Below are 22,772 nucleotides of genomic sequence, written 5' to 3' on the forward strand. Positions count from 1 at the left end.
GGGACGAACTCCGCCGGCGCGCTCGTTCGCGCGTCCGCCTGGTTCTTGGCATCATCGCGTCATGCGCGCGTTCGCTTCCGCCTTCGCCGCGGCCCTGATGCTCGCCAAGCCTGCTCCCGCCGCGTTTCCCGACGCTCCTCCGCTGTCCGACTCGCTCGGGCTCTATCCGGCCGGCGATTTCGTCGTCACGACCGGCGACCTCTCGCCGATCGCGCCGTCGCCGCGCCTGTACTTCGCGAAGGAGTGGATCGCGGTGCCGCGCGAAGGCGTGCCGGTGTCGGGGTTCGCGACCGGAATGCGCGCGGCCGACGACGTCCGCGTGTGGAGCGCTACGCCCGCGGCCCGGGAGCGCCCGGGCCAGCGCCCGCCGCTGGCATGGCTGGGTTCGCCAGTGCGCATCGGCCACGCGCGCACCACGCCCGACCTGCAGCACGTCGTCGCCGGCGGACACACAGCGAAGCTCACGCTCGCGCCGAAGCTTCCGCTGAACGGCTCATGGGCCGACGCCGGCACCGGACGCTGGTTCGCCGACCGCGAGGTCGCGCTGCGCGGTGAGTGGCGCGACGACGCCTTCGAGGCACGCACGCTGTGGCCGCGGGACTTCCGCATCGACGCCGCCGCGCCGGTCGACCCGCTGCCCCGCGATCGACCCGCGGACCGTGCGCTGCGCGAACTCGTGCGCTCGACGAGCGGCGACGCGCGCCATCCCTTCCTCGCCCGGCCGCTCTGGGAACGCGAAGGCTCCGCACGAGCGTGGGACGGCAAGCCGGTGCTGCTCGTCATGGTGAACGGCGCGCAGGGCGACGACGACGAGGCCTGGGGCGGTCATTTCGCGATCGGCACCGGGCGCCTCGGGGCCGGCGGCGCGATCGACGACATCCTCGTCGACAACTTCTACTCGCTCGACGTCGTGAGCGAGAAGGGCATCCTCGCGGCCCCCACGCCGCTCGATCAGTATCTCGCCGACGTCAACAGCGGGCAGGCGTGGTACCGGCCCACGGCGCTCGTGGTCGCGGTGCTCTCGGACGACGCCGTGCCCGCGCGCGTGCAGGGCGCGTTCAACCGCGTCTACGCGCAGTTCTGGCGCCACCAGCTCCACTACCAGCATTCGCTCGCGAACTGCTCGGGCATCAGCGTGGACACGTTGCGCGCGCTCGGCTGGAGGCTGCACGCGAACGAGCCCGGCCCCGGGTCGACCGCCCTCGCATGGCTCGCGTTCCCTTGGGCGCTCGTCACCGAACGCTCGCTGTCGAAGGCGCGCGTGGCCTACGAGTACCTGACCGAGGACCGGACGCGGCTCTTCCCGAGTGTCGCGTTCGAAACGATCGGCGCATCGCTCGTGACGCTCGCCCGGGACGGTGCGGGACACGAAGCAGGCGACCTCGAACGGGAACTCGCACGGGACCTCGAAGCGCTCGTGTTCGTGCACGTGCCGCAATTGCCGTCGTCGCGCGTGCCGGGGTCGTGGCCGGTCGTGTCGCCCGCGGAATACCGGGGAAAGGTGCCCTCGGATCCGGAGGACCGGAAGATCATTCCGGTGCTGTCGCGGCCGTTTCCGTCGAATCTGCGCGACGACGATCTCCTGCCCGAGACCCGCCGGCCGTCCGACCTGCCGCTCTACGTGTGGGTCGCGGTCGCCGTTGCCGCCGCGGTCGCGCTGGCGGGTTGGCTCGTACGCGTACTGCGGCATTGATGCGAACGGCGGGGTCAGCGGGATTGGGGGTTGACATAGTTCCAATATTCCATAATATTGGAAATATGAAAGCCACCTCGCTCACCACGGCCCCCACCTACGCCGGGCACGCGGCGGTCGACACGGTGCGCGCGGTCACCGCGCTCGCCGCGCTCGCGCAACCGACGCGGCTCGCGATCTTCCGCTCGCTCACCGCGCACGCGCCCGGCGGCCTCACGCCCGGCGAACTCGCGACGATTCACGACATCGCCCCGCCGACGCTCTCGTTCCACCTGAAGGAACTCGCGACCGCCGGGCTCGTCGCCGTTGAGCGCGAAGGGCGCCGCATCCGCTACCGGGCCGACCTCATCGCGATGAACGCGCTCGTCGGCTACCTCGTCGACCATTGCTGCCGGGCGACCGGCCGGCTGACCGACTCTGCATGCGCGACCGGATGCGCCCCGGCCGCCTGCTCCCCGACCCCGGCGCATAAGAGGCAACCACGATGAAGCGCTTCCACGTCCACCTCTCGGTGCCCGATCTGGCCGAGGGCATCCGGTTCTACTCCGGCGTGTTCGGCGCCGCGCCGAGCGTCGCGAAGCCGGACTACGCGAAGTGGATGATCGACGACCCCCGCGTCAACTTCGCGATCTCGCAGCGCATGGCCCGCACGGGGCTCGAGCACCTGGGCTTCGAGGCCGAGGACGCCGGCGGACTCGCCGACATCCGGGAGCGCTTCGACGCCGCCCGCGCCGGCGCGGTCGAAGACGAGCCCGGCGCGCGCTGCTGCTACGCGGTGTCGGACAAGCACTGGATCACCGATCCCGCCGGCGTCGCCTGGGAGGCGTTCCACACCCTCGGCGCGATCACGCGCTTCGGCGAGGAGCACGGCGAGCCCGCCGCGGAGCGCTGCTGCGACGCGGCTGGTCCCGACGACGCCAGCGATGCCTCCGCGGTCGGATGCTGCGGCGCGGCCGTGGTTTCGTCGGCGAAGCCGGCCGGCGCCGCACGCCGCTGCTGCGCATGAACCGCTCGGATTCGCGACACGCGGACCGCGGCCGCGGCGCGCCGCCGGGACCCTCAGGCGCGGCGCCGGGCACGCGCAGAATGTCCGACGCGGCCACGCCCTCCCCGTTCGCGCGGCCGCTGCGAGAGCGCGCGTTGCGTTTCGTTGCCGCGGCCGCCGTGCCTCTCGTGGCTGGATGCGCAGGAGCGCAATCGCAGGCGCCGGCGTTCCCGGTGGGCGTCACCTTCGCCTGGGTCGGCACCGACGCCGGCTCGGCGCCGCGCATCGACGTCGCGGACCCGAGCCGCTACACCGTCCGCTTCGACGCGTCCGGGCGCGCCGAACTCCGCCTCGACTGCAACCGCGGCTCATCGCAGTGGTCGCGGGACGGCGACCGCCTCGCGCTGACGCCGCCCGCCTCGACCAAGATGAAGTGTCCGGACGGCTCGCTCGACGCCGCGTTCGCCGCCGGCCTCGCGCGGACCACGCGCTGGAGCTACCGCGACGGCGTGCTGGTGCTCGAGGGCGGCGACGCCACGGCGTTGCGACTGAAGCGCCTGCCGCCCTGATCAGCGCGGCGACGCGCGGATGAATCCCCGCTTCGCCATGCCGTTCACGACGGAGGCCGCGACGTCGCTCGCATCGGCGGCGGTGCCGGACGGATAGTTGACCACCACCAGCGCGCGCCAGGCTTCCTTCGTCGTGTCGATCGCGTAGAGCCGGACCTCGGTGACCGACGAAGGCGTCGTGTCGAGGTCGGTGCGCGGATCGGGATCGGAGCGCGCGCCCAACCACCGGTACATGCCGCCCGACTTCACGATCGGCTTGTCGCTCGGCGGCTGCACGAACAGGATCGCGTCCGCGCCGGCACGGCGCGCGGCCTCGATGACCGCCGCACCGTCGACCGTGACGGCGCCGACGTCGGTCGCGACCGCACCGGGCAGGCCGTCCCGCGTCGTGACCGGCACGCCCGCCGACGCGAGCCGGACCGCGAACGCGTCGTCCCAGGCCTTGCGCCGGGCCGCGTCGGCGTCGATCGTCACGATCGCGATCTTCGCGAGCGGCCGGGTCGCGCGGTTCGACGACTGTTCGAACTCGCGCAGCACGACGCGATTGTCGGTCGTCGCGCAACCGGCCGCGGCGAGCACGATCGCAACGAATGCCAGCGCGCGCACGATCATGCCGCCGCCTTCGACGGTGTGAGTCCCTGCGACGCGATCGCGTGCGCGATCACGGTGGCGAGCCCATCCGCCTCGCGCCGGAACGACGAGGGATCGTAGGTCTCGGTGACGCCGGTCCACACGAGGCGATCGCTCGCGACGTCGAAGAGCGACGTCTCGATCCTCGCGATGCGCGTCTGGATGACCTGCGGCTGCGCGACCCAGCCTCCGTACCAGCCCCACCAACCCGCGCCGACCGGTCCCACCGGCACCATCGTCGTGCGCACATCGGTCCGGGTCTGCACGCCGCGGATGTGCACGAGCAGCAGTCCGTCCGAACCGGAACTGGCGACACCGCCCTTGATCTCGTCCTCGGTCAGCGTTCCGTCCCGCAGCAGGCGGTAGCCAGGGATACCTTCGACGCCGACGGTCGCGAGCTTGCCGGCGAGCGTGTCCTCGAAGATGCGCCGCTGCGTCAGGTCGCCGCCGACGCTCACCACGAGGATCCGCGCGAACGGCTTCGAACGCACCGACGGGTCGAACCAGGCGTCGCGCAGCGTCGTCGACGCGCAGCCCGCGGCGACGAGCGCGGCGCAGGCGATGAGCGACCCGCGGCCGAGCCGGCGCAGCCTGCGCGGCTTCGTTCCCGTCGGTACGACGCGCGCCATCAGCGGTTGCGAAACGCCGGCTTGCGCTTCTCGACGAACGCGCGCATGCCTTCCTTCTGGTCGTCGAGCGCGAAGGTCGCGTGGAATTCGCGCCGCTCGAACAGCAGTCCTTCGGCGAGCGACGACTCGTACGCGCGGTTGACCGCCTCCTTGACCTTCATCACCACCGGCAGCGAATACGACGCGATCTGCGTCGCGACCCCGATCGCTTCGTCGAGGAGCCTGTCGGCCGGCACGACGCGCGACACGAGGCCCGAACGCTCGGCTTCCGCCGCATCGATCATCCGCCCGGTCAAGCACCAGTCCATCGCCTTCGCCTTGCCCACCGCGCGCGGCAGGCGTTGCGTGCCGCCGAAGCCCGGCATCGTGCCGATCGTGATCTCCGGCTGGCCGAACTTCGCGCTGTCGGCGGCGATGATGAAGTCGCAGGCCATCGCGAGCTCGCAGCCGCCGCCCAGCGCGTAGCCCGCGACCGCCGCGATCACCGGCTTGCGCGTATAGCGCACCGCCTCCCAGTTGCGCGAGATGTAGTTGTCGCCGAGCACCTTCGCGTAGCTCCACTCCGCCATCGCGCCGATGTCCGCGCCGGCGGCGAAGGCCTTCGCGCTGCCGGTGATGACGATCACCGAGATTTCCGGGTCGGCGTCGTAGCCTTCGAGCGCCGACTTGATCTCGTCGGCGATCGCGTCGTTGAGCGCGTTCAACCGCGCCGGGCGGTGGAGCGTGACGATCGCGACCCGTCCGCGCGTCTCGGTCAGCAGATTTTCGTAGGCCATGGGAGGTTCGAGGTTCGTGGTCGAAGGAATGCGGTGCGGCGGCGCGAGACGATGTGCCGCGCAGACCCGCCATGATAGCGCGGCGGCCCCCACCCCTTTCGAGCAGCACGCGCAAGCATGTCGCGCGAGAGGTCCGGACCAGCGCCGCCAGAGCATGGCACCCGCACGATCCCCCGGGTTCAGCGCAACGACGTCTTCGCGACCTGCCACACTGCGCGCCGCCCCGACGGCCGCCGTCGCCGAAGCGCCCGCATCGCCTCGGTGTCGTCCGAGCCGCGCCGCACTGGCCCGGCCCCCCCGATATCGATTCAGCGTTTCGCCGGATCGAAGTGCTTCCGCAGCCCCTGCCACACGCGCGCGTAGTCGCGCTGCCGCTGCGGCGACTCGAGCGCCTGCCGGGTCGGTCGGATCACCTGCCGCGTCTCGAACATGAACGCCATCGTGTCGCGGATGTAGTTGGGTTTCGACGTGTCGGCGGCACTGGCCTTTTCGAACGTCTCCGCGTCGGGGCCGTGGCCGGTCATGCAGTTGTGCAGGCTCGCGCCGCCGGGCACGAAGCCCTCGGCCTTCGCGTCGTAGACCCCCTCGATCAGCCCCATGAACTCGGAGGCGACGTTGCGGTGGAACCACGGCGGGCGGAACGTGTGCTCCATCGCGAGGATGCGCGGCGGGAAGATCACGAAGTCGATCGCGTCGACGCCGGGCGTGTCGCTCTGCGACTGCAGCACGAGGAAGATCGACGGATCGGGATGGTCGTAGCTGATCGAGCCGATGGTGTTGAAGCGGCCGAGGTCGTACTTGTACGGCGCGCAGTTGCCGTGCCAGGCGACGACGTCGAGCGGCGAGTGGTCGATCCGCGCCGACCACAGGTGCCCCTGGAACTTCGCGACCAGCTCGAAGTCGCCCTCGCGGTCCTCGTACCACGCGTGCGGCGTCAGGAAGTCGCGCGGATTGGCGAGCCCGTTGCTGCCGATCGGACCGAGGTCGGGCAGCCGGAACGGCGCGCCGTAGTTCTCGCAGACGTAGCCGCGCACCGCGCCGTCGGGGAGTTCCACCGCGAAACGCACGCCACGCGGCACGACGACGATTTCGCGCGGCGCGGCCTCGAGGCGGCCCAGCTCGGTCGCGACGACGAGCCGCCCCTGCTGCGGCACGATGAGGAGTTCGCCGTCCGCGTCGTAGAAGTAGCGGCCCTCCATCGAGCGATTCGCCGCGTATTCGTGGATCGCGCATCCGCTCATCGCCGCGGGACTGCCGTTGCCCGCCATCGTCACGAGGCCCGCGACGAAATCGGTCGGCGCCGAGGGGAGCGGCAGCGGATGCCAGCGAAGCTGGTCGGGAGGCGCGGGCACCGAATCGAACGCGCTCTCGATGCGCCCGGCGTCGATCGGCCGGAACGCACCATGCATCGCGGCGGGTCGGATCCGGTAGAGCCAGGAGCGCAGGTTCGCGCCGCGCGGCGCGGTGAACGCGCTGCCCGACAGTTGCTCGGCGTACAGACCGTAGGCCACGCGCTGCGGGGAATTCTGGCCGACCGGCAGCGCGCCGGGCAGCGCCTCGGTCGCCAACTCGTTGCGAAATCCGCTCTGGTAGGCGAGCGGCGTCGCCCCGCTGCGCGGTGCGGCGGGTGGCGCGTTCTTCGGCGTCGTAGCGTCCATCGATGGCTCCGGTGCGCGGTCAGGCGCGCGCGACGACATCCTCGCGCGCGGCCTCGATCGCCTGCGCGAGCACGTCGGCATCGCCGATGTGGTTCGCGAGCAGGAGCACGAGCTTGGCGTTGACGAGCGCGCTTTGCCCGTCGTCGAGCCCGCGATGCGCGGCGATCAGGCGTTCGTAGAAGCCATCCGGATCGGCGATCCGCGGTTCGGTGTCGAGTGCGGCCATGGGCTCTCCGGTGTCACGCATTCGCGGTCGCGCGCGTAAGCGCCGCGCGCACCGCGTCCACGTCGAAGCTGCGCCAGCGCGCGCACACATGCTGGTCCGGGCGCAGCAGATAGCAGGTCCCGGGCAACGCGGCATAGCGCGTGGCCACGAGGCCTTCCACGTCCCGGATCGCGACGGCGCCTTGCACCGCGGGGACATCGACCTGCACGACGTTCACCGGCACCGCGCCACGCGCGAGCTCGCCGACCGCGTCGGAAGGCAGCGGCCCGAACGCGAGCAGCGTGAATCCGCGCTCGAGGTGACGGAGCAGCCATTCGCCCGCCGGACCGTGCACCGGGGCGTCCGCGGCCGGGGCGCCGGGCACCATCGCGCCCGGCCCGGACGGGAAGTCGCCGTCGCGGTCGGGGGTGTTGAGCGGAGAGCCGGCGAGCACCGCCGGCGTCGAGAGCCGGCCGCTGTTCACGAGCCTGCGTGCGAACGGGTGGCGCTTCGCGAGCTCCAGCACCGCATCGCGGAAGGTGCGCGAGATCGCGCTCTTCGGCGTGATGAAGTCGGTCGAACGGGTCGACGCGGCCAGATTCTCGTCCGCGGCGCGCGTGCGCTCGAGGTCGTAGCTGTCGAGGAGCGCACCGGGCGCCTTGCCGTCGATCACGAGCGCGAGCTTCCAGGCGAGGTTGTCCGCATCCTGGAAGCCGCTGTTCGCGCCGCGGGCGCCGAACGGCGAGACGACGTGCGCGGCGTCGCCGGCGAACAGCACGCGCCCGTGGCGAAACCGCTGCATGCGCCGGCACTGGAAGGTGTAGACGCTCGCCCACTCGATGTCGAAGCGCGTGTCGGGACCGAGCATCGCGCGAAGCCGCGGCAGAATGCGTTCCGGTTGCTTCTCGACTTCCGGGTCGGCGTCCCAGCCCAACTGGAAGTCGACGCGCCACACGTCGTCCGCCTGCCGGTGCAGCAACACCGACTGCCCGGGATGGAACGGCGGATCGAACCAGAACCAGCGCTCGGGCGGGAACGCCGACTGCATGTGGATGTCGGCGATCAGGAAGCGGTCGCGGAACATCTGCCCTTCGATCTCGAGTCCCAGCAGGTGGCGGACCGGGCTCCTGGCTCCGTCGCAGGCGACGAGCCAGGAGCACGGCATCGTGTATCCACCTTCGGGCGTCTCGACGGTCACGTCGACGCGGTCGCGGCCCGGACGCACGCCGGTGACCTCGTGCTTCCAGCGGATCTCGACGCCCGGCGTCTCGACCGCGCGGCGCACGAGTGTCTCCTCGAGGTGGTATTGCTGCAGGTTCACCATCCCGGGGCGGTGGTGGCCGCGCTCGTGCACCAGTTCGAACTGGTAGACGAGGTCGTCGCGGTGGAACACCTTGCCGACGTTCCAGCCGACGCCCTTCGTGCAGATCGCCTCGGCGCATCCCAGCCGGTCGAGGATTTCGAGCGAGCGCTTCGCGTAGCAGATCGCCCGCGAACCCACGCTCACCGTGTCGTCCTCGTCCAGGACGACGACCGGCACGCCGCGCCCGCCCAGGTCGATCGCGAGCGCGAGCCCGACCGGCCCAGCGCCGACGACGATCACCGGCTTCTGCGACGGCGCCGCGTCGATGTCGGGCGAGCGCTCGTAGAAGTAGCGCGGTTGCGTGTAGGTCTTCACTGCGTGGGGGGAAGGGGGAAGGGGGAAGGGAGAAGAGGGAAGGGAGAAGGGTACGGTGTGCGGATCGCCTCCGGCGGGCGCGTCGGTTCCCTGCCATCGGGCTCGATACTACGGCCGCAGTGATTTTGGACCATGATCGACGTCAAAATGACGGTCGCATGCTCCTCGCCGCCCCCTTCTCCCTTCCCTCTTCCCCCTTCCCTGCCTCGTCACCCTTCCAGCATCCGCCACATCTCCTGATCGCGCGCGGCGGTCCAGATGCGCGGATCCGGGTGCTGCGTCGCCTCGTCGTAGGCGCGCGTGACGTCGAACGGCAGGCAGTGGTCGAAGATGACCCAGTGGCCGAAGCGCGGCTCGAGGCGGTCGTAGGTTTCGCGATAGACGGTGCGGAGGTCCTTGCCGGCGCGCACGCCTTCGCGCACCGAGGCGAACATCGTGGTGACGAAGTCGCGCGTGCCGTCGAGGCCCGCCTTCACCTGCGCGGGCGTCATCAGCGCGGCGCCGCGCCCGGGAACGAGCTTCTCCGGCCGCAACGCGGCGATCGCGTCGAGCGTCGCGGGCCATTCGGCCAGGTAGGCGTCGCCCGCGTAGGGCGTCGCGTCGTACTCGACCAGATCGCCCGAGAACAGGATGCGCTCGTCGGGGAGCCAGACCACGGTGTCGCCCTTCGTGTGTCCGCGCCCGAGCTGCATGATCTCGACGCGAAGCTTCCCGAGCCACATCGTCATCCGGCGGTCGAACACGATCGTGGGCCAGGTGAGTCCGGGGACCGATTCGACCGCGCGGAAGAGGCGCGGGAAGCGCTCGATCTCGCTCTTCATGTCCGCTTCGCCGCGCTCGACGATGAGGTCGAAGGTGTCGCGGCTCGCGATGACGTGGTCGGGGCGGTAGCCGGACGCGCCGAGCACGCGCACCGCGTGGTAGTGCGACAGCACGACGTAGCGGATCGGCTGGTCGGTGACCTCGCGGATGCGCCGGATCACGTCCTGCGCCATCACCGGCGTGGCCTGCGTGTCGATCACCATCACCGCGTCGTCGCCGACCACGATGCCGGTGTTGGGGTCGCCCTCGGCGGTGTAGGCCCAGGCGTGGTCGGAGAGCCGGTCGAACGACACCGGCTTTTCGACGACGTCGGCGTGCGACGCGAAGGCCTTCGTGCTCATCGATCGATGTCCGCTCCCGGATGCGTGAATCGAGAATACCACCGCGGCGAACGCCCCTCGATCGCGGCCGCGGATCCCGTCTGACTTCGCCGTCAGCCGCAATCGCACCGTCGAACACCGACTCGGCGCCATGCGCATCAGCGCGGTCCGACGGTTGCCCCCAGTTCCTGCGACAGCCGCACCGCGTGCGCGCTGACGATCGCGCCCAGCTTGTGCAGGTCGGCGTCGTCGCGGCCGGACTTGAGTCCGCTGACGCTGATCGCGCCGGCGGTCGCGCGGTCGCGCTCATGGAACGCCGCGCCCACGCAGAACACGCCTTCATGGTCCTCTTCGTCGTCGAACGAGTAACCCTGCCTGCGAATGAGCTTCAGCTGACGCTTGAGCGCGGCCGCGGAAGTGAGGGTGTGAGGCGTGCGGCGCGGCAGTCCGATCCTTCGCACGATCGCGTCGACCTCGTCGTCCGCGAGCGTTGCCAGGATCGCCTTGCCCACGCCCGAGCAGTGCGGCAGTTCGCGCCGGCCGAGATACGTCGACAATTGCACCGGACCGGGGGCATCCACGCGCAGAAGCGCAACCACATAGCCGTCGTCGAGCACGGCGAGCCGCGAAGTGAGGCCGGTTTGTTCGGTCAGCGACTCGAGCACCCTCTGGCCGGCCACGGTCATCGAATCGCGGCTGAGCATGTCGGCGCCGAGCCGTGCGAGCCCGGGCGTGAGCCGATAGCGGCGAGTCATGCCCACGCCCTGGTCGGCGACATAGCCGCGCGCGATCAGCGTATGCAGGATCGAAAACGAGTTGCTCTTCGACATGCGGGCGCGCCGCGCGAGCTCGGAGACGCTCAGACCGTCGCGGCCGCCTTGCGCCAGCGCTTCGAGCACGTCGAGCGCACGCTCCAGACTGCGCACGCGATAGCGCTGGTCGGGGGCTTCGGCGCTCATGGACCGGGCGCGGCGCGAAAGGCGACCGCGGGCAGGCCCCGGGCGCCGACCTCGAGGGCCAGCACGCTGGCGTCGGCCCATGCCGGATCGCGCACGCCCGGCGCGTCGGCGGCGCAGGTCACGAAGAGCGTGGCGAGCTGATCGCCGCCGAAGGCACAGCAGGTCGGCCGCGCGACCGGAAGCTCGATCCGCCGCGCCACGCGCCCCTCCGGATCGACGGCCACGATGCACCCGCCGTCGTACATCGCCAGCCAGTAGAGGCCGTCGGCGCTCACCGTCGCTCCGTCCGGGACGCCGGGCCAGGCGGCGGTGTCGACGAACGTGCGCCGCGCGGAGGCGACACCGCGTTCGGCGTCGTAGGCGAAGCAATCCACGCGCCGCCGGCCGCTGTCGGCGAAGTACATGCGTGTCCCGTCGGCCGACCAGGCGAGCCCGTTGCCGATGATGACGTCCGCGAAGATGCGACGCCCTTGAAGATCCGCCTCCACGCAGTACAGCGATCCGAGCGGACGCTGGAAGGCGAGATCGAGCGTTCCGGCGTAGAAGCGGCCGGCGGGATCGCACTTGCCGTCGTTGAACCGTGTGGTCCCCGGGGTTTCGGGATTGACGAAGACGCGGCGAAGCGCGCCGCCCTCGTCGTCGCACAGCGCGATGCCGCGCTCCAGAGCGACGATGTAGCCGCCGTCGCGCAGCGCGAACGAGCCGATCCGCTCGTCGAATCGAAGGGTGCGAAGGTCGTCTCCGGAGGCCGTCGTGCTGTGCATCAGCCCGCGTTCGATGTCGACCCAGCGCAAGCGCCCGCGGGCGCCGTCCCACACCGGACCTTCGGCGAGGATGTCGGCGGTGCGCGCGACGACCCTGGCTGCCGCCGACGCCGCACGGCGCTTCGCGCGCGGAGCCGCGGGAGCGTCGCCGCGGACGGGCCGGGCGGCCACGCTCACAACACGCCGACGTCCACCGGCCGGTTGCCGCGCGGGTCCGCGACCAGCGTGTTCCGCAGCGGACGCCCGAACGCCGGCACGTCGATCTCGAACACGTCCCCCGGCTGCGCGCGCATACCCTCGGCGAAGCTCAGCACCGGGCAGCCGAACAGATGCACGTGCAGGTCGCCCGGGCGCCGGAACATCTCGTACTTGAAGTGGTGGTGCTCGAGGTTGGCGATCGAGTACGACATGTTCGCCTCGCCGCTCGCGAATTCGCCGCGCCACGCGATCCGGCCGTCGCGCACGATGCGCGATTCGCCGCGAACGTCCTCCGGAAGCTCGCCCACCATCAACTCCGGCCCGAGCGGGCAGACCCGAAGCTTCGAATGCGCGATGTACATGAAATTCTGCCGCTCGGTGACGTGATCGGAGAAATCGTTGGCGAGGGTGAAGCCGATCCTCCACGGCGCGCCGTCGTCGTCGATGACGTACACCCCGGCGACTTCGGGCTCCTCGCCCGCGGCGAGCGCGAACGACGGCATCGGGATCGACACGCCCGAGGGCACCACGATGTCGCCGTCGCCCTTGTAGAACCACTCGGGCTGGGCGCCGATCTCGCCGCCGCGCGGCTTGCCGCCCTCGAGTCCCAGGCGAAACATCTTCATCGGGTCGCTCTCCGGCGCGCCTTCGGGCGGTCGTTCGTGCATACGGTCGCGCGCCTGCGCGCTGCCGATGTGCGTGAGTCCGGTACCGGTGACGCGCAGCCGCGAGCAGTCGGGATGCGAGATCGGCGCCCGCACCCTGCCGGCCGTCTCGATCGCGACATGGTCGAGCCGGCGCGGGGTCAGGCAGCGCTCGATCGTCGTATGGAGGCCCTGCCCCCGCGCGATGGCCGCGCGCGCGAGTTCGTAGGTCGACGCCACGCCGGCGAGGGGTCGCAGCGTCGCGCCATCGACCATCGCCACCGCCGGCGCGCCGTCGTCGTCGATGAATTGAACGATCCGCATCGCAGGCCTCCGTCAGATCCATCCGCCGTCGACGACGTACATCTGCTTGCTGCACATGCGGCTGTCGTCGGCGGCGAGCCACAACGCCATCCGCGCGACGTCAGGCGCGTACAGTCGCCCCGGCAGCGCCTGGCGCTCCTCGATCTGCCGCTCGCCTTCGGGGTTCAGCCACAGCCGCACCTGACGCTCGGTCATGATCCATCCCGGGGCGATGCCGTTGACGCGTATGCGCTCCGGGCCCAGTTCGGTGGCGAGCGCGCGCGTGAGTCCGGTGATCGCCGATTTCGCCGTCACGTAGCAGACGCAGTCGCCGTCGGCCACCGACCAGGTGATCGAGTTCAGGTTGACGATCGACCCGCCGCCGGCGGCGCGCATCTGCGGCCGCACCGCCTGTGCGGCGAACAGTTGATGGCGCAGGTTGACGGCGATGCGGTCGTCGAAGTACTCCGGGGTCACGGAATCGAGCGTGTGCCGGTCGTCGTTGCCCGCGTTGTTGACCAGCACCCGGATCGGACCCAGCGCCTCGCCCGCCTCGGCGATCGCCGCCCGCAGCGCGGCGACGTCGCGGAGGTCGCATGCACGATACCAGGGCGGCGGAAGGCCGCGCGCGGCGATCCCGGAGATCAACTCCCGCGCGAGATCGTCGCGCACATCGACGAACGCCACGCGGCTCTGCTGGTCGCAGAAGTGCAGCACGAGGCTGGCGCCGATGCCGGACGCCCCTCCGGTGATGAACACGACGCGGCCGGCGAGGCTCGGATAGCGCGCGGCATCGTCCATCAACGCGAGGTTGGGATCGGCGTTCATCGGGCGCTCCATCCGGTGCGAACGACCGGCAAGGCCGGAATCCGGCGGACCCGTCGCGATCGCCCGTTCATCGCGCGGCTCCGCGCTCGTGGAAGAGACGAAACCGCATTCGGTGCAGGTAGTCGCGACCAGGGTCGAGACGTGCGTTCGGAAAGTGCGACAGGTTGGGCGCGTCGGGAAAGCGCTGCGTCTCCAGAGCGACTCCCGCGTACCGGCGGTAGCGCGCGCCGCCCTTGCCCACGACCTCGGCGCGAAAGTGTCCGCCGGTGTAGAGCTGCACGCCGGGGGCGTCGGAGAACAGTTCGAGCGTGCGCCCCGAGCCGGGATCGCCGAGCGTTGCCACGCGGCGCAACTCGCCCGCGACTCCGCGCACGCAGAAGTTGTGGTCGTAGCCGCCGGCCGCGGTCGGGACGCGATCGAGGTCGAGTCCGATCGGCCTGCCCTCGCGGAAGTCGAACACCGTGCCGTCGACGCACCTCACTTCGCCGGTCGGGATCAGCGCGTCGTCGATCGGCGTCACGAAGTCCGCTTCGAGGCGCAGCCGATGCGCCGCGATGCTCCCCGCGTCGTGGCCGGCCAGATTCCAGTAGCCGTGGTGCAGGAGGTTCACGACGGTGGCACGGTCCGCGCGCGCACGCATGTCGATCGCGAGGACGCCCTCGTCGTCGAGCCGGTAGCTCACGCTGGCCGAGAGCGCGCCCGGATAACCCTGGTCGCCGTCCGGCGAATCGAGCGTGAAGGTGACTTCGCCGTTCGCTGCATCGCAGGCGGCGCGCCACACCCTGCGATCGAAGCCCGCGGCGCCACCGTGCGCATGGTGCGCGCCTTCGTTGCTGCTCAGGCGATGCGCGACGCCGTCGAGGACGAACGCGCTGCCGCGGATGCGGCCGCCGTAGCGGCCACAGGTCGCGCCCATGTAGGCGTCCGACGCGAGATAGGCTTCCGGCGAGTCGAAGCCGAGAACGACGTCGGCGCTCCGACCGTGCACGTCGGGCATCGCGAGACGCACGATGCGGGCACCCAGGGCGACGACACCGACCGCGATGCCGCCCGCGTTGCGGAGCTCGAAGCCAGGCACCGGCACACCATCGACCGCGCCGAAGGTGAAGGCATCGACTCGCATTCTGTTCTGCTTGTTCGAACACCGTTTGTCAAAGGGAAATATCCTACCGGAATCCCCGGCGGTCCGGGAACCCCCGCGGTATGCTTCGGGCGCATGGACTCCGGGGAAATCGCGGCACGAATGCGCGTCGCCGAAGCACTCGCCCGTGACGCCGGGCGCCTCGCGCTCGACCTGCGGACCGACCGCCCGCGCCTCGACATCCGTCGCAAGGGGCCGCAGGACGTCGTCACGGCGGCGGACGTCGCGGTCGAGCGGATGCTCGTGACCGCGCTGCGTTCGCGCTTTCCCGGCGACGGCATCCTCGGCGAGGAGGAAGGCGGCGGTGCGCGGCCGGGCGCGCCGTGCTGGGTCGTCGATCCGATCGACGGCACCTCGAACTACGCGCGCGCGCTGCCGCATTGGTGCGTCTCCATCGCGCTGGTGATCGACGGCCGCACCGAAGTCGGTGTCATCCACGAGCCGGCGGCCGACGCGCTGTACGCCGCGCGCCGCGGCGCGGGTGCGACGCGCGACGGCCTGCCGCTGCGCATCGGCCGCACCGACGACCTCGCGAGCGCGATCGTGGACGTCGGCTATTCGGCCCGCACGCCGGCCGGCGCGTACGGCGCCCTCGTGTCGGATCTCCTGCAGCGCGGCGTCGGCGTGCTCAATTGCGGGTCGGCGGCGCTCGGCCTCGCGCGCGTGGCCGACGGGCGTCTCGACGGCTACGCCGAGCGCCACCTCTACGCGTGGGACGCGCTGGCCGGGCTCCTCTTGGTCGAGGAGGCGGGCGGCCGGACCCGCCCCTTCCTGGACGGCGACGCGATGACCACGGGAAACGAGACGATCGCCGCGACGCCCGAGCTCTTCGCCACGCTCGTCGATGTGATGTCGGCGCACCGGCCCTAGCAACGCTCTGCGCAACCGCGCGGATGCGTCCCGGGCGGCGGGCGCGCGAACGCTTTGCTGTCGCGTCGTCATGATGGGTCCGCGAGGTCGCGCGCGCCGTGGGGTCGCGCGGAGCTTCCCTACCGGAACAGGTCGGCCATGTTCCTGCCCGCGAGGCGGCTCGCCGCGAGCACCAGCAGCAGCGTCATGACCGTCGTGATGGTTCCGATCGCCGACGCCTCGGCGAGCTGATCGCCCAGCACCAGCTCGTAGATCGCGATCGCCATCGTCTTCCAGCGCGCCGAGTACAGGAGCACCGTGGCGCTGATCTCGCCGATCAGCGTCGAGAAGACCAGGATGGCGCCCGACAGGACGGCGGGCGCGGCGAGCGGCACCATGACCCGCCGCATGGTGGTCATCCAGCCGGCGCCGCAGATCCTCGACGCGTCCTCGAGCTTCGGGTCGATCTGGCCGATCGCGGTGGCGACGGTGCGATACACGAACGCCACGCGCCGCGTGAAGTAGGCGAGCACGAGGATGAGCGCGGTCCCGGTCAGCGCCAGCGGGCCGCTGTTGAACGCGGTCAGGTAGGCCACGCCGATGACCAGGCCCGGCAGCACGAACGGCAGCATGATGGTCGCGTCGAGCGCCCAGCGCGCGCGCAGCCGGCCGCGCGCGGCCGCATAGGCGGTGACGCTTCCGAAGCCGATGCACAGCGCGGTGGCGGCGCCGGCGAGCAGCAGGCTGTTGACGATCGGCGCGAGGAGCTGCGACGCCACGCGTCGGTAGTGCTCGAGCGTGTAGCTCACCGGCAGCATGGTGCCCGGCCACTTGTCGGCGACCGACGCGAGCGCGATCACGACCTGCGGCAGCACGGCGACGGCGATCAGCAGCCAGCAGTAGGCGAACCCGGCCGCCCGCGCGGCCCGGCCGCTCGCGCGCGTGGCGGCGCTCGCGGTGCCGCCGATGGTCGCGAACGCACGCCGGCGGTTCACCCACGACAGCAGGAGCATGGCGAGCACGGTGAGCGCCACGTTCACCGCGGCGATCGCCGCGGCGGCGTTCAGGTTGAAGAAGCCGTGGATCTGGTAGTAGATCAGCGTGGGAAGGACCTGGAACTCCCCGCCCAGGATCGAAGGCACGCCGAAGTCCCCGACCGCCTTGATGAACACGATCAGCATCGACGCGGCGATCGCGGGCAGCGCGAGCGGCAGCGTGATCGTGCGGATGATCCTCGCCCGTCCCGCGCCCGCCATGCGCGCCGCCTCCTCGACGTGACGATCGCCGGCCGCGAGCGCCCCCTGCACGATGAGGAACACGTAGGGGAAGTACGACAGCGCGAGCGCCAGGATCACGCCCGTCGGCCCGTAGATCGCGGGCAGCGTCACCCCGGTCGTCTGGGCGACGAACTGCGTGATCGTGCCGTTCCTGCCGAGCAGGATGATCCACGCGTAGGCCCCGATGAAGGGCGGCGAGATCAGCGGCACCACACTCATGGCGCACAGGAGGCCGCGCAGCGGCAGCTCGACGCGCGCGACCGCATAGGCCATCGGCAACGCGACGGCCGTCGCGAGCAGCGTGGCCGCGATGCCCGAATAGATCGAGTTCCACAATGCACGGCGGTAGCTCGCCGCGCTGACGAAGCGCGCGAAATGTTCGAGGGTGAAGCTTCCCCAGCCCGGGTCCGCTCCGCTCTTCACGAACGCGAGCAGCATCGCGTTGGCCAGCGGGTGGAGCAGGAACACGATGGCCACGAGCGCCACGGCGATGCCGAGGAGCCATGGACCCGGCTCGCGTCGCCACGACGGGGCGCCGGCGGACGCGAACGGCCCGATCATCGGTGGTACACGATCGCGTCGGACGCGGGCAGCGACAGCCACGCCGCGCCGCCCTCGGCGATGCCCGCGACCGGCCTCGTGGTCTCGACTGCGATCGGCCGCGGGGACAGCGCGGTCGCCACCCGGTATCGGACGAGGCCGCCCAGCAGCTCGACGCGAAGCACGCGGCCCGCGACGTCGCCGGCGGACGCCGCGACGGTCAGGTGCTCGGGGCGCAGCATCACGACCGCAGCCCCGGTTCCCGCGAGCGTCGCGGCCTCCTCGGCGCCCAGCGTGAAATGCCGTCGGGCCGCGAGCCGCAGGCCGCCTTCGAGCAATACGCCCTGCTCGGGGCTCGCGGGGACGGCGAGCGTCGCGGGCAGGAAGTTCGCGCGTCCGATGAACTCGGCCACGTACAGCGTCTCCGGCGCGGCGTAGATCGCCTCCGGCGTGCCCTGCTGGATCAGTCGTCCGCGGTCGAACACCGCGATCCGGTCGGACACCGCGGTCGCCTCCTCCTGGTCGTGCGTGACGTAGAGCGTCGTGATCCCCAGGCGCCGCTGCAGCGCCCGCAACTCCTCCCGCATCTGCACGCGCAGCCTGGCGTCGAGGTTGGCGAGCGGTTCGTCGAGCAGCAGCAGCGACGGCTCGTAGACGAGCGCGCGGGCGATCGACACCCGCTGCTGCTGGCCTCCCGACAGGCCCGCGGGATGGCGCTGCGCGTACGGTTCGAGTTCGAGCATCGCGAGCGTCGCCGCGACACGGCGCTCCATTTCGGCGCGCGGCGTGCCGCGCAGCCGCAGTCCGTAGGCGACGTTCTCGAAGATCGTCAGGTGCGGGAACAGCGCGTACGACTGGAAGACCATGCCGATGTTGCGCTGCTGCGCGGGCAGCGAGACGAAGTCCAACTCCCCCATGGTGATCGTGCCGGACGTCGGCGGTTCGAGACCGGCGATCATCCGCAGCGTCGTCGTCTTGCCGCAGCCCGACGCGCCGATCATGGTGAAGAACTCGCCCGCCGCGACGTCGAACGACACGCGGTCGACGGCGTGGACCACGCCGTCGACCGCGGAGAAGGACTTGCTGAGGTCGCGTACGCGAAGCGCCGCGCCGGCCATCGGTGGCGCGCGTCGCTACTTGTTGGCGAAGGCCTTGTCGAAGCGCTCGAGGTTCGCCTTGCGGTTCACGGTCGCCGCCTTGTTGTCGTAGGCGAACGTCTTCAGCGTGGACGCCGGCGGCAGGCCCGCGGGCGGCGGCACGTCGCTGCGCGCGCTGCGACGCTTGTCGATGCCGACGATCATCTCGTGCGCCTGCTTCGAATTGACGAAGTCGAGGAACTTCCTCGCGTTCGCCGGATTGGGACCACCCTTGACGATGCCGCTCGCGTCGTTGATCAGCGCCGTGCCGTCCTTCGGGTAGATCGCGACCACCGGGAATCCCTCGGCCTGGCTCGCCACGATGTTGAATTCGCTGGTGAGGCCCACCGGCATCTCGCCCTTGGCGATGTTCTGGTAGGCGAGCCGCGAACTCGGCACGAAGGTCGCGACACCGATGATCCTGTCCATCGTTCCCCAATCGTAGAGCTGCAGGATCTGCTGCATCTGCGAGTACGCGGATCCCGACTGCGCCGGATTGGCCATCACGACCTTGCCCTTGAACTCGGGCTTGGCGAGGTCGCTCCAGCTCTGCGGCGCCTTCTCCGCCGGCATCATCTTCGTATTGACGATGAACGCCTGAAAATTGGTCGAGAAGCCGTAGTACTTGTGGTCGGGGCCGACCGCGGAGCGCGGGAACGACGCGTCCTCCTTCGACTTGTAGCTTTCGAAGAGGTCGAGGTAGGCGTCGAAGTTGTCCGCGTCCGGGCCGACGAGGACGTCGGCCCGCGGCCGGGTCTTCTCGGCGTTGAGGCGCGTGAAGAGCTCGCCGCTGCCGCCGTTGATCAGCTCGACCTTCACGCCGGGATTCTGCTTCTGGAACTCGTCGACGAACGCCGACATCACCTTCGGGCTCACCGCGCTGTACACGACCACCGACTCCGCGTGCGCCGCCGTGAGCGCGGTCATCCAGATCACCGCCAGCGCGGCCTTCGTCCAGCGTCCGAATCCGTAGCTCGTCATCGCGCACTCCGTCGCTCAATGGAGGCGGCTGATCGCGCCGCCCGAGAGAGATCGGCTGTTCGGTACAGCCGAACGCTGTTTACCTACGAGAAATATGCTACACGCGACCACCCGACTGTCAAGCGATCGTCAGCGGGCGCTCCGCCAGCGGCCGAAGGGATCGGTCATGCAGTGTCGTCGGGGCGGCTCCGCCAGGCGGGCGCGCGACAGGAAGCGCGATCCCCCGACTAACGCGGGGCAGCGCGCACGACGACGATCCACTGGAGCGAAACGCCCGAACCGCGTGCGAGTCCCGCCTCCGCGCCTGCACGCATCGCGGACGCAACCGCGGCGGACGCCCCCGGCGGAGCGTCCGTCCGCGCCGGCGTCGCGCGCCCGTCAGCCGCCGTACTTCTTGAGGAGCGCGCGGGCGTCGTCGTAGAGCGCCTTGCCGTTCCCGCCCTTGGCGGCGACCTCGCCGATCCACTCGGCGACGACCGGCTCGCACGCTTTCTGCCAGCGCGCGTACTCGGCGGGCGAGATGGTGTCGAACACGCCGCCGGCGTCGCGCGCGAGCTTGATGCCCCGCTCCGTCGTGCCGTCGAACACCTTGCCGATGTGCTTCGAGAATTCGAGGCCGGTGTCGGCGTCGAGGATCTTCTTCAGGTCCGCGGGCATCGAATCGTATTTCGCGGGATTCATCGCCAGCACGAAGATCGAGTTCGACATCTTCGCCAGCTTTCGGTCGGAGTCGAGATGGTACTTCGTCACCTCCTGCAGCTTGATCGCCGGCGCGACCTCCCAGGGCACCATCGCGCCGTCGATCACCGACTTCGCGAGCGCCTCGGTGACCTGCGGGATCGGCATCTGCACCGGCGCCGCGCCGATCGCGGTCAGGAACTTGGTGCCGATGCGCGTGGGCGCCCGGACCTTCTGACCCTTGATCTCCTCGAGTGTCGTCACCCGCTTGTTCGAGAAGTGCAGCAGCGAGCCGTCGTGCACGTGCGCCGCGAGCAACCTCACCCCGCGAAACTCGTCCATCGCGTTCTTGTGAATGTAGTCCCACAACGCCGGGCTGCCGGTCTCGGCGTTCATCGTCATGAACGGCAGCTCGAAGACCTCGGCCTTGGTGAACCGTCCGGCCTGGTAGGTCGGGATCGTCCAGATGATGTCCGCCACGCCGTCGCGCGCCTGGTCGAAGAGTTGCGGAGGCGTCCCCCCGAGCTGCATCGACGGGTAGAACTGGCACTTGATGCGACCACCGGATTCCTTGCCGAGCTTCTCGCACCAGGGTTCGAGGACCTGGGCCTGGATCGTGCCCTTGGCGGGCAGGAAGTGGTGGATACGCAGCGTGACGTCCTGCGCATGCGACGTGCCGGCGCAAAGCGCGACCAACGCGCCGGCGAGGGCCATGCCGAGACGGGCGGGCTTCATGGTGGTTCCTCCTGGTGGACGGCGACCCCGGGCCGGGTCACCGCTTGAACGTGTGCACAAGATACAGCGAGACGACCGGAAAATACACGAGCAGCGCGATGCGCAGGGCGTCGGAGCACAGGAACGGCACCACCCCCTTGAAGGTCTCGGTGAGCGGCACGTCCTTCGCCAGGCGGTTGATGATGTAGACGTTCATCCCGACCGGCGGGTGGACGAGCCCGATCTCGACCACCATCAGCGCGAGGATGCCGAACCAGATCGACTTGTCGTCGTGCGACATGCCGAAGAAATCCAGCCCCATCACCATCGGATAGAAGATCGGAATGGTGAGCAGGATCATCGCGAGCGAATCCATCACGCATCCGAGGAAGATGTAGATCAGGAGGATCGCCACCAGCACCAGCATCGGCGAGAGTCCGGAGCCCTTGACCCAGGCGGCGAGTTCGCCGGGCATCTGGGAGAGCGCGAGCGTCGCGTTCAGCATGTCCGCGCCGAGCAGCACGAGGAAGATCATCGCGGTCGCGACCGCGGTGCCGGCCGCGCTCTCGACGAGTCCGGGGATGCGCATGCCGCCGACGATCGCGAGGACGCCGCAGGCCGCGGCCCCGATCGCCGCCGCCTCGGTCGGGTTCGCCCAGCCGCCGTAGATGCCGACGATCACGACGACGAACACGAGCAGCACCGGCAGCACCTCGGCGAGACTGCGCAGCCGCGAGGGCCACGCCGCCACCGGACCCGCCGGGCCCGATTCCGGCCGCCACGTCACCATGATCCGCACCACCAGCATGTAGCCCAGCATCGCGATGATGCCCGGCAGCACGGCCGCCATGAAGAGCTTGCCGATCGACTCCTCGGTGAGGATCGCGTAGATCACGAGCGGCACCGACGGCGGAATCATGATGCCGAGCGTGCCGCCGGCCGCGAGCGCCCCGGTCGAGAGCGAACCCGAGTAGCCGAAGCGGCGCAGTTCCGGCAGCGCGACCTGGCCCATCGTGGCGGCGGTCGCGAGCGAACTGCCGCAGATCGCCCCGAAGCCCGCGCAGGCGCCGATCGCCGCCATCGCGATGCCCCCCTTCAGGTGTCCGATGAACGCGGAGACGAACCGGAACAGCGAGCGCGAGAGCCCGCCGTGGGTCGCGAACTGGCCCATCAGCAGGAACAGCGGGATCACCACCAGGTCGTAGTTCGAGAGCCGCGCGTAGGCGAGGTTCTTGAGCGAATTGAGGAGCGCGTTCGGATTGCCGGTCAACGCGAGGTAGCCCCCGGCACCGCACAGGAACATCGCGATGCCGATCGGCACGCGCACGACCATCAGCACGAGCATGATCGTGAACAGCACGCCGCCGAACGCGATGCCGGTCATCGGCGCGTCCCGCGCTTCGCACCCGGGAAGCAGAACCGCGGAGGCCGCACGCTCACGGCTTCGGCGCTCCCGCGCCCCGTGCCCGGCGCAGCAGATGGACGGCCTTGTACGCCCCGGCGACGGCGAGCAGCGCGAAGCCGGGCACCATCAACCCCTGCGCGATCCAGAGCGGGATGCCGAGGATCGCGGAGGTCACGCCGTCCGCATGCACCGACCACGCGCCCACCGCCGTGCGCCACGCGATGAGCGCGCCGAAGCCGCCGACGAGCAGCGATCCGAACGCGTCGAGCGCGGCGACCGCGCGCGCCGGCAGGTGATGGGTGAAGAAATCCACCTTGACGTCGCCGCCGACCTTACATTCCGCACATCGGCGGACGCAATTGGAGTGAATTTCCGGAGGCGAGGCCGGAA

General features: G+C 70.5%; 23 protein-coding genes. 5 read left to right on the forward strand and 18 right to left on the reverse strand.

All coding sequences use genetic code 11. The annotated features are described in order from the left end of the window. The first annotated feature begins 61 nt into the window (after positions 1 to 61). The 4 genes from HS109_06320 to HS109_06335 all read left to right on the forward strand — a co-directional run bounded on the left by HS109_06320 (position 62) and on the right by HS109_06335 (position 3,247). Positions 62 to 1,693 carry a hypothetical protein gene (locus HS109_06320; GenBank protein ID MBE7521984.1) on the forward strand — a complete coding sequence of 544 codons (1,632 nt, stop codon included), beginning with the start codon at positions 62 to 64 and terminating at the stop codon, positions 1,691 to 1,693. Positions 1,694 to 1,758: 65 nt separating this feature from the next. After that, a complete protein-coding gene (locus HS109_06325) occupies positions 1,759 to 2,181 on the forward strand; it encodes a helix-turn-helix transcriptional regulator (GenBank protein MBE7521985.1) in 423 nt (140 codons plus the stop codon). Then, positions 2,178 to 2,699: a VOC family protein gene (locus HS109_06330; protein MBE7521986.1), complete on the forward strand. Its 522-nt coding sequence runs from the start codon at positions 2,178 to 2,180 to the stop codon at positions 2,697 to 2,699. Before HS109_06325 ends, HS109_06330 begins: the two co-directional genes overlap by 4 nt. Positions 2,700 to 2,779: 80 nt before the next feature. Further along, complete coding sequence (locus HS109_06335) at positions 2,780 to 3,247, forward strand: META domain-containing protein (GenBank protein ID MBE7521987.1); 468 nt, start codon at positions 2,780 to 2,782, stop codon at positions 3,245 to 3,247. Here the strand turns inward: HS109_06335 and HS109_06340 are convergent, their stop codons facing one another. The 12 genes from HS109_06340 to HS109_06395 form a co-directional block, all read right to left on the reverse strand. Next, on the reverse strand, positions 3,248 to 3,859 hold the full coding sequence (locus HS109_06340; GenBank protein MBE7521988.1) for a hypothetical protein: 612 nt from the start codon (positions 3,857 to 3,859) through the stop codon (positions 3,248 to 3,250). Beyond that, entirely contained in the window at positions 3,856 to 4,506 is a 651-nt protein-coding gene (locus HS109_06345; GenBank protein MBE7521989.1) for a hypothetical protein, read from the reverse strand. The genes HS109_06340 and HS109_06345 overlap by 4 nt, the downstream gene beginning before the upstream one ends. Continuing rightward, the gene (locus tag HS109_06350; protein ID MBE7521990.1) at positions 4,506 to 5,282 is read right to left on the reverse strand and encodes an enoyl-CoA hydratase; all 777 of its coding nucleotides are present in this window, start codon (positions 5,280 to 5,282) and stop codon (positions 4,506 to 4,508) included. Before HS109_06350 ends, HS109_06345 begins: the two co-directional genes overlap by 1 nt. A 308-nt stretch (positions 5,283 to 5,590) precedes the next feature. After that, positions 5,591 to 6,940 carry a homogentisate 1,2-dioxygenase gene (locus HS109_06355; protein ID MBE7521991.1) on the reverse strand — a complete coding sequence of 450 codons (1,350 nt, stop codon included), beginning with the start codon at positions 6,938 to 6,940 and terminating at the stop codon, positions 5,591 to 5,593. Positions 6,941 to 6,959: 19 nt separating this feature from the next. Next, complete coding sequence (locus tag HS109_06360; GenBank protein ID MBE7521992.1) at positions 6,960 to 7,166, reverse strand: DUF2783 domain-containing protein; 207 nt, start codon at positions 7,164 to 7,166, stop codon at positions 6,960 to 6,962. 13 nt (positions 7,167 to 7,179) lie between these two features. Beyond that, positions 7,180 to 8,823: an FAD-dependent oxidoreductase gene (locus HS109_06365; GenBank protein MBE7521993.1), complete on the reverse strand. Its 1,644-nt coding sequence runs from the start codon at positions 8,821 to 8,823 to the stop codon at positions 7,180 to 7,182. Between the two features lie 209 nt (positions 8,824 to 9,032). Further along, positions 9,033 to 9,986: an MBL fold metallo-hydrolase gene (locus tag HS109_06370; protein MBE7521994.1), complete on the reverse strand. Its 954-nt coding sequence runs from the start codon at positions 9,984 to 9,986 to the stop codon at positions 9,033 to 9,035. A 137-nt stretch (positions 9,987 to 10,123) separates the two neighbouring features. Beyond that, positions 10,124 to 10,924, reverse strand: coding sequence for an IclR family transcriptional regulator (locus HS109_06375; GenBank protein MBE7521995.1), 801 nt, complete (start codon positions 10,922 to 10,924; stop codon positions 10,124 to 10,126). Further along, complete coding sequence (locus HS109_06380) at positions 10,921 to 11,859, reverse strand: SMP-30/gluconolactonase/LRE family protein (protein MBE7521996.1); 939 nt, start codon at positions 11,857 to 11,859, stop codon at positions 10,921 to 10,923. The genes HS109_06375 and HS109_06380 overlap by 4 nt, the downstream gene beginning before the upstream one ends. A gap of 2 nt (positions 11,860 to 11,861) precedes the next feature. Beyond that, positions 11,862 to 12,854, reverse strand: a complete 993-nt coding sequence (locus HS109_06385; protein MBE7521997.1) for an FAH family protein — start codon at positions 12,852 to 12,854, stop codon at positions 11,862 to 11,864. 12 nt (positions 12,855 to 12,866) lie between these two features. Further along, positions 12,867 to 13,634 (reverse strand): SDR family oxidoreductase, encoded by a 768-nt coding sequence (locus tag HS109_06390; protein MBE7521998.1) that lies wholly within the window; start codon positions 13,632 to 13,634, stop codon positions 12,867 to 12,869. A 94-nt stretch (positions 13,635 to 13,728) separates the two neighbouring features. Continuing rightward, the gene (locus HS109_06395; protein MBE7521999.1) at positions 13,729 to 14,784 is read right to left on the reverse strand and encodes a galactose mutarotase; all 1,056 of its coding nucleotides are present in this window, start codon (positions 14,782 to 14,784) and stop codon (positions 13,729 to 13,731) included. 120 nt (positions 14,785 to 14,904) lie between these two features. Here HS109_06395 and HS109_06400 point away from each other — a divergent pair, with 120 nt between their 5' ends. Next, a complete protein-coding gene (locus HS109_06400; GenBank protein MBE7522000.1) occupies positions 14,905 to 15,672 on the forward strand; it encodes an inositol monophosphatase in 768 nt (255 codons plus the stop codon). A 119-nt stretch (positions 15,673 to 15,791) separates the two neighbouring features. Here HS109_06400 and HS109_06405 read toward each other — a convergent pair whose 3' ends face one another. From HS109_06405 to HS109_06430, 6 genes are all read right to left on the reverse strand, one after another. Beyond that, positions 15,792 to 17,489 (reverse strand): iron ABC transporter permease, encoded by a 1,698-nt coding sequence (locus HS109_06405; protein ID MBE7522001.1) that lies wholly within the window; start codon positions 17,487 to 17,489, stop codon positions 15,792 to 15,794. Next, the gene (locus tag HS109_06410) at positions 17,486 to 18,586 is read right to left on the reverse strand and encodes an ABC transporter ATP-binding protein (GenBank protein MBE7522002.1); all 1,101 of its coding nucleotides are present in this window, start codon (positions 18,584 to 18,586) and stop codon (positions 17,486 to 17,488) included. The genes HS109_06405 and HS109_06410 overlap by 4 nt, the downstream gene beginning before the upstream one ends. Before the next feature lie 15 nt (positions 18,587 to 18,601). Next, positions 18,602 to 19,585 (reverse strand): extracellular solute-binding protein, encoded by a 984-nt coding sequence (locus tag HS109_06415; protein MBE7522003.1) that lies wholly within the window; start codon positions 19,583 to 19,585, stop codon positions 18,602 to 18,604. 378 nt (positions 19,586 to 19,963) lie between these two features. Beyond that, positions 19,964 to 20,998, reverse strand: coding sequence for a TRAP transporter substrate-binding protein (locus HS109_06420; protein MBE7522004.1), 1,035 nt, complete (start codon positions 20,996 to 20,998; stop codon positions 19,964 to 19,966). Positions 20,999 to 21,035: 37 nt separating this feature from the next. Beyond that, a complete protein-coding gene (locus HS109_06425; protein MBE7522005.1) occupies positions 21,036 to 22,361 on the reverse strand; it encodes a TRAP transporter large permease in 1,326 nt (441 codons plus the stop codon). 52 nt (positions 22,362 to 22,413) lie between these two features. After that, a complete protein-coding gene (locus tag HS109_06430; protein ID MBE7522006.1) occupies positions 22,414 to 22,752 on the reverse strand; it encodes a TRAP transporter small permease in 339 nt (112 codons plus the stop codon). Positions 22,753 to 22,772: the final 20 nt, after the last annotated feature.

The organism is Burkholderiales bacterium, assembly GCA_015075645.1.
Taxonomy (GTDB): domain Bacteria; phylum Pseudomonadota; class Gammaproteobacteria; order Burkholderiales; family Casimicrobiaceae; genus VBCG01.

What these genes read in the sequence shown, in the direction of transcription:
- HS109_06320 (MBE7521984.1), top strand. Translation starts at nt 62, where the DNA reads ATGCGCGCGTTCGCTTCCGCCTTCGCCGCGGCCCTGATGCTCGCCAAG.
- HS109_06325 (MBE7521985.1), top strand. Translation starts at nt 1,759, where the DNA reads ATGAAAGCCACCTCGCTCACCACGGCCCCCACCTACGCCGGGCACGCG.
- HS109_06330 (MBE7521986.1), top strand. Translation starts at nt 2,178, where the DNA reads ATGAAGCGCTTCCACGTCCACCTCTCGGTGCCCGATCTGGCCGAGGGC.
- HS109_06335 (MBE7521987.1), top strand. Translation starts at nt 2,780, where the DNA reads ATGTCCGACGCGGCCACGCCCTCCCCGTTCGCGCGGCCGCTGCGAGAG.
- HS109_06340 (MBE7521988.1), bottom strand. Translation starts at nt 3,859, where the DNA reads ATGATCGTGCGCGCGCTGGCATTCGTTGCGATCGTGCTCGCCGCGGCC.
- HS109_06345 (MBE7521989.1), bottom strand. Translation starts at nt 4,506, where the DNA reads ATGGCGCGCGTCGTACCGACGGGAACGAAGCCGCGCAGGCTGCGCCGG.
- HS109_06350 (MBE7521990.1), bottom strand. Translation starts at nt 5,282, where the DNA reads ATGGCCTACGAAAATCTGCTGACCGAGACGCGCGGACGGGTCGCGATC.
- HS109_06355 (MBE7521991.1), bottom strand. Translation starts at nt 6,940, where the DNA reads ATGGACGCTACGACGCCGAAGAACGCGCCACCCGCCGCACCGCGCAGC.
- HS109_06360 (MBE7521992.1), bottom strand. Translation starts at nt 7,166, where the DNA reads ATGGCCGCACTCGACACCGAACCGCGGATCGCCGATCCGGATGGCTTC.
- HS109_06370 (MBE7521994.1), bottom strand. Translation starts at nt 9,986, where the DNA reads ATGAGCACGAAGGCCTTCGCGTCGCACGCCGACGTCGTCGAAAAGCCG.
- HS109_06375 (MBE7521995.1), bottom strand. Translation starts at nt 10,924, where the DNA reads ATGAGCGCCGAAGCCCCCGACCAGCGCTATCGCGTGCGCAGTCTGGAG.
- HS109_06385 (MBE7521997.1), bottom strand. Translation starts at nt 12,854, where the DNA reads ATGCGGATCGTTCAATTCATCGACGACGACGGCGCGCCGGCGGTGGCG.
- HS109_06390 (MBE7521998.1), bottom strand. Translation starts at nt 13,634, where the DNA reads ATGGACGATGCCGCGCGCTATCCGAGCCTCGCCGGCCGCGTCGTGTTC.
- HS109_06395 (MBE7521999.1), bottom strand. Translation starts at nt 14,784, where the DNA reads ATGCGAGTCGATGCCTTCACCTTCGGCGCGGTCGATGGTGTGCCGGTG.
- HS109_06400 (MBE7522000.1), top strand. Translation starts at nt 14,905, where the DNA reads ATGCGCGTCGCCGAAGCACTCGCCCGTGACGCCGGGCGCCTCGCGCTC.
- HS109_06405 (MBE7522001.1), bottom strand. Translation starts at nt 17,489, where the DNA reads ATGATCGGGCCGTTCGCGTCCGCCGGCGCCCCGTCGTGGCGACGCGAG.
- HS109_06410 (MBE7522002.1), bottom strand. Translation starts at nt 18,586, where the DNA reads ATGGCCGGCGCGGCGCTTCGCGTACGCGACCTCAGCAAGTCCTTCTCC.
- HS109_06415 (MBE7522003.1), bottom strand. Translation starts at nt 19,585, where the DNA reads ATGACGAGCTACGGATTCGGACGCTGGACGAAGGCCGCGCTGGCGGTG.
- HS109_06420 (MBE7522004.1), bottom strand. Translation starts at nt 20,998, where the DNA reads ATGAAGCCCGCCCGTCTCGGCATGGCCCTCGCCGGCGCGTTGGTCGCG.
- HS109_06425 (MBE7522005.1), bottom strand. Translation starts at nt 22,361, where the DNA reads ATGACCGGCATCGCGTTCGGCGGCGTGCTGTTCACGATCATGCTCGTG.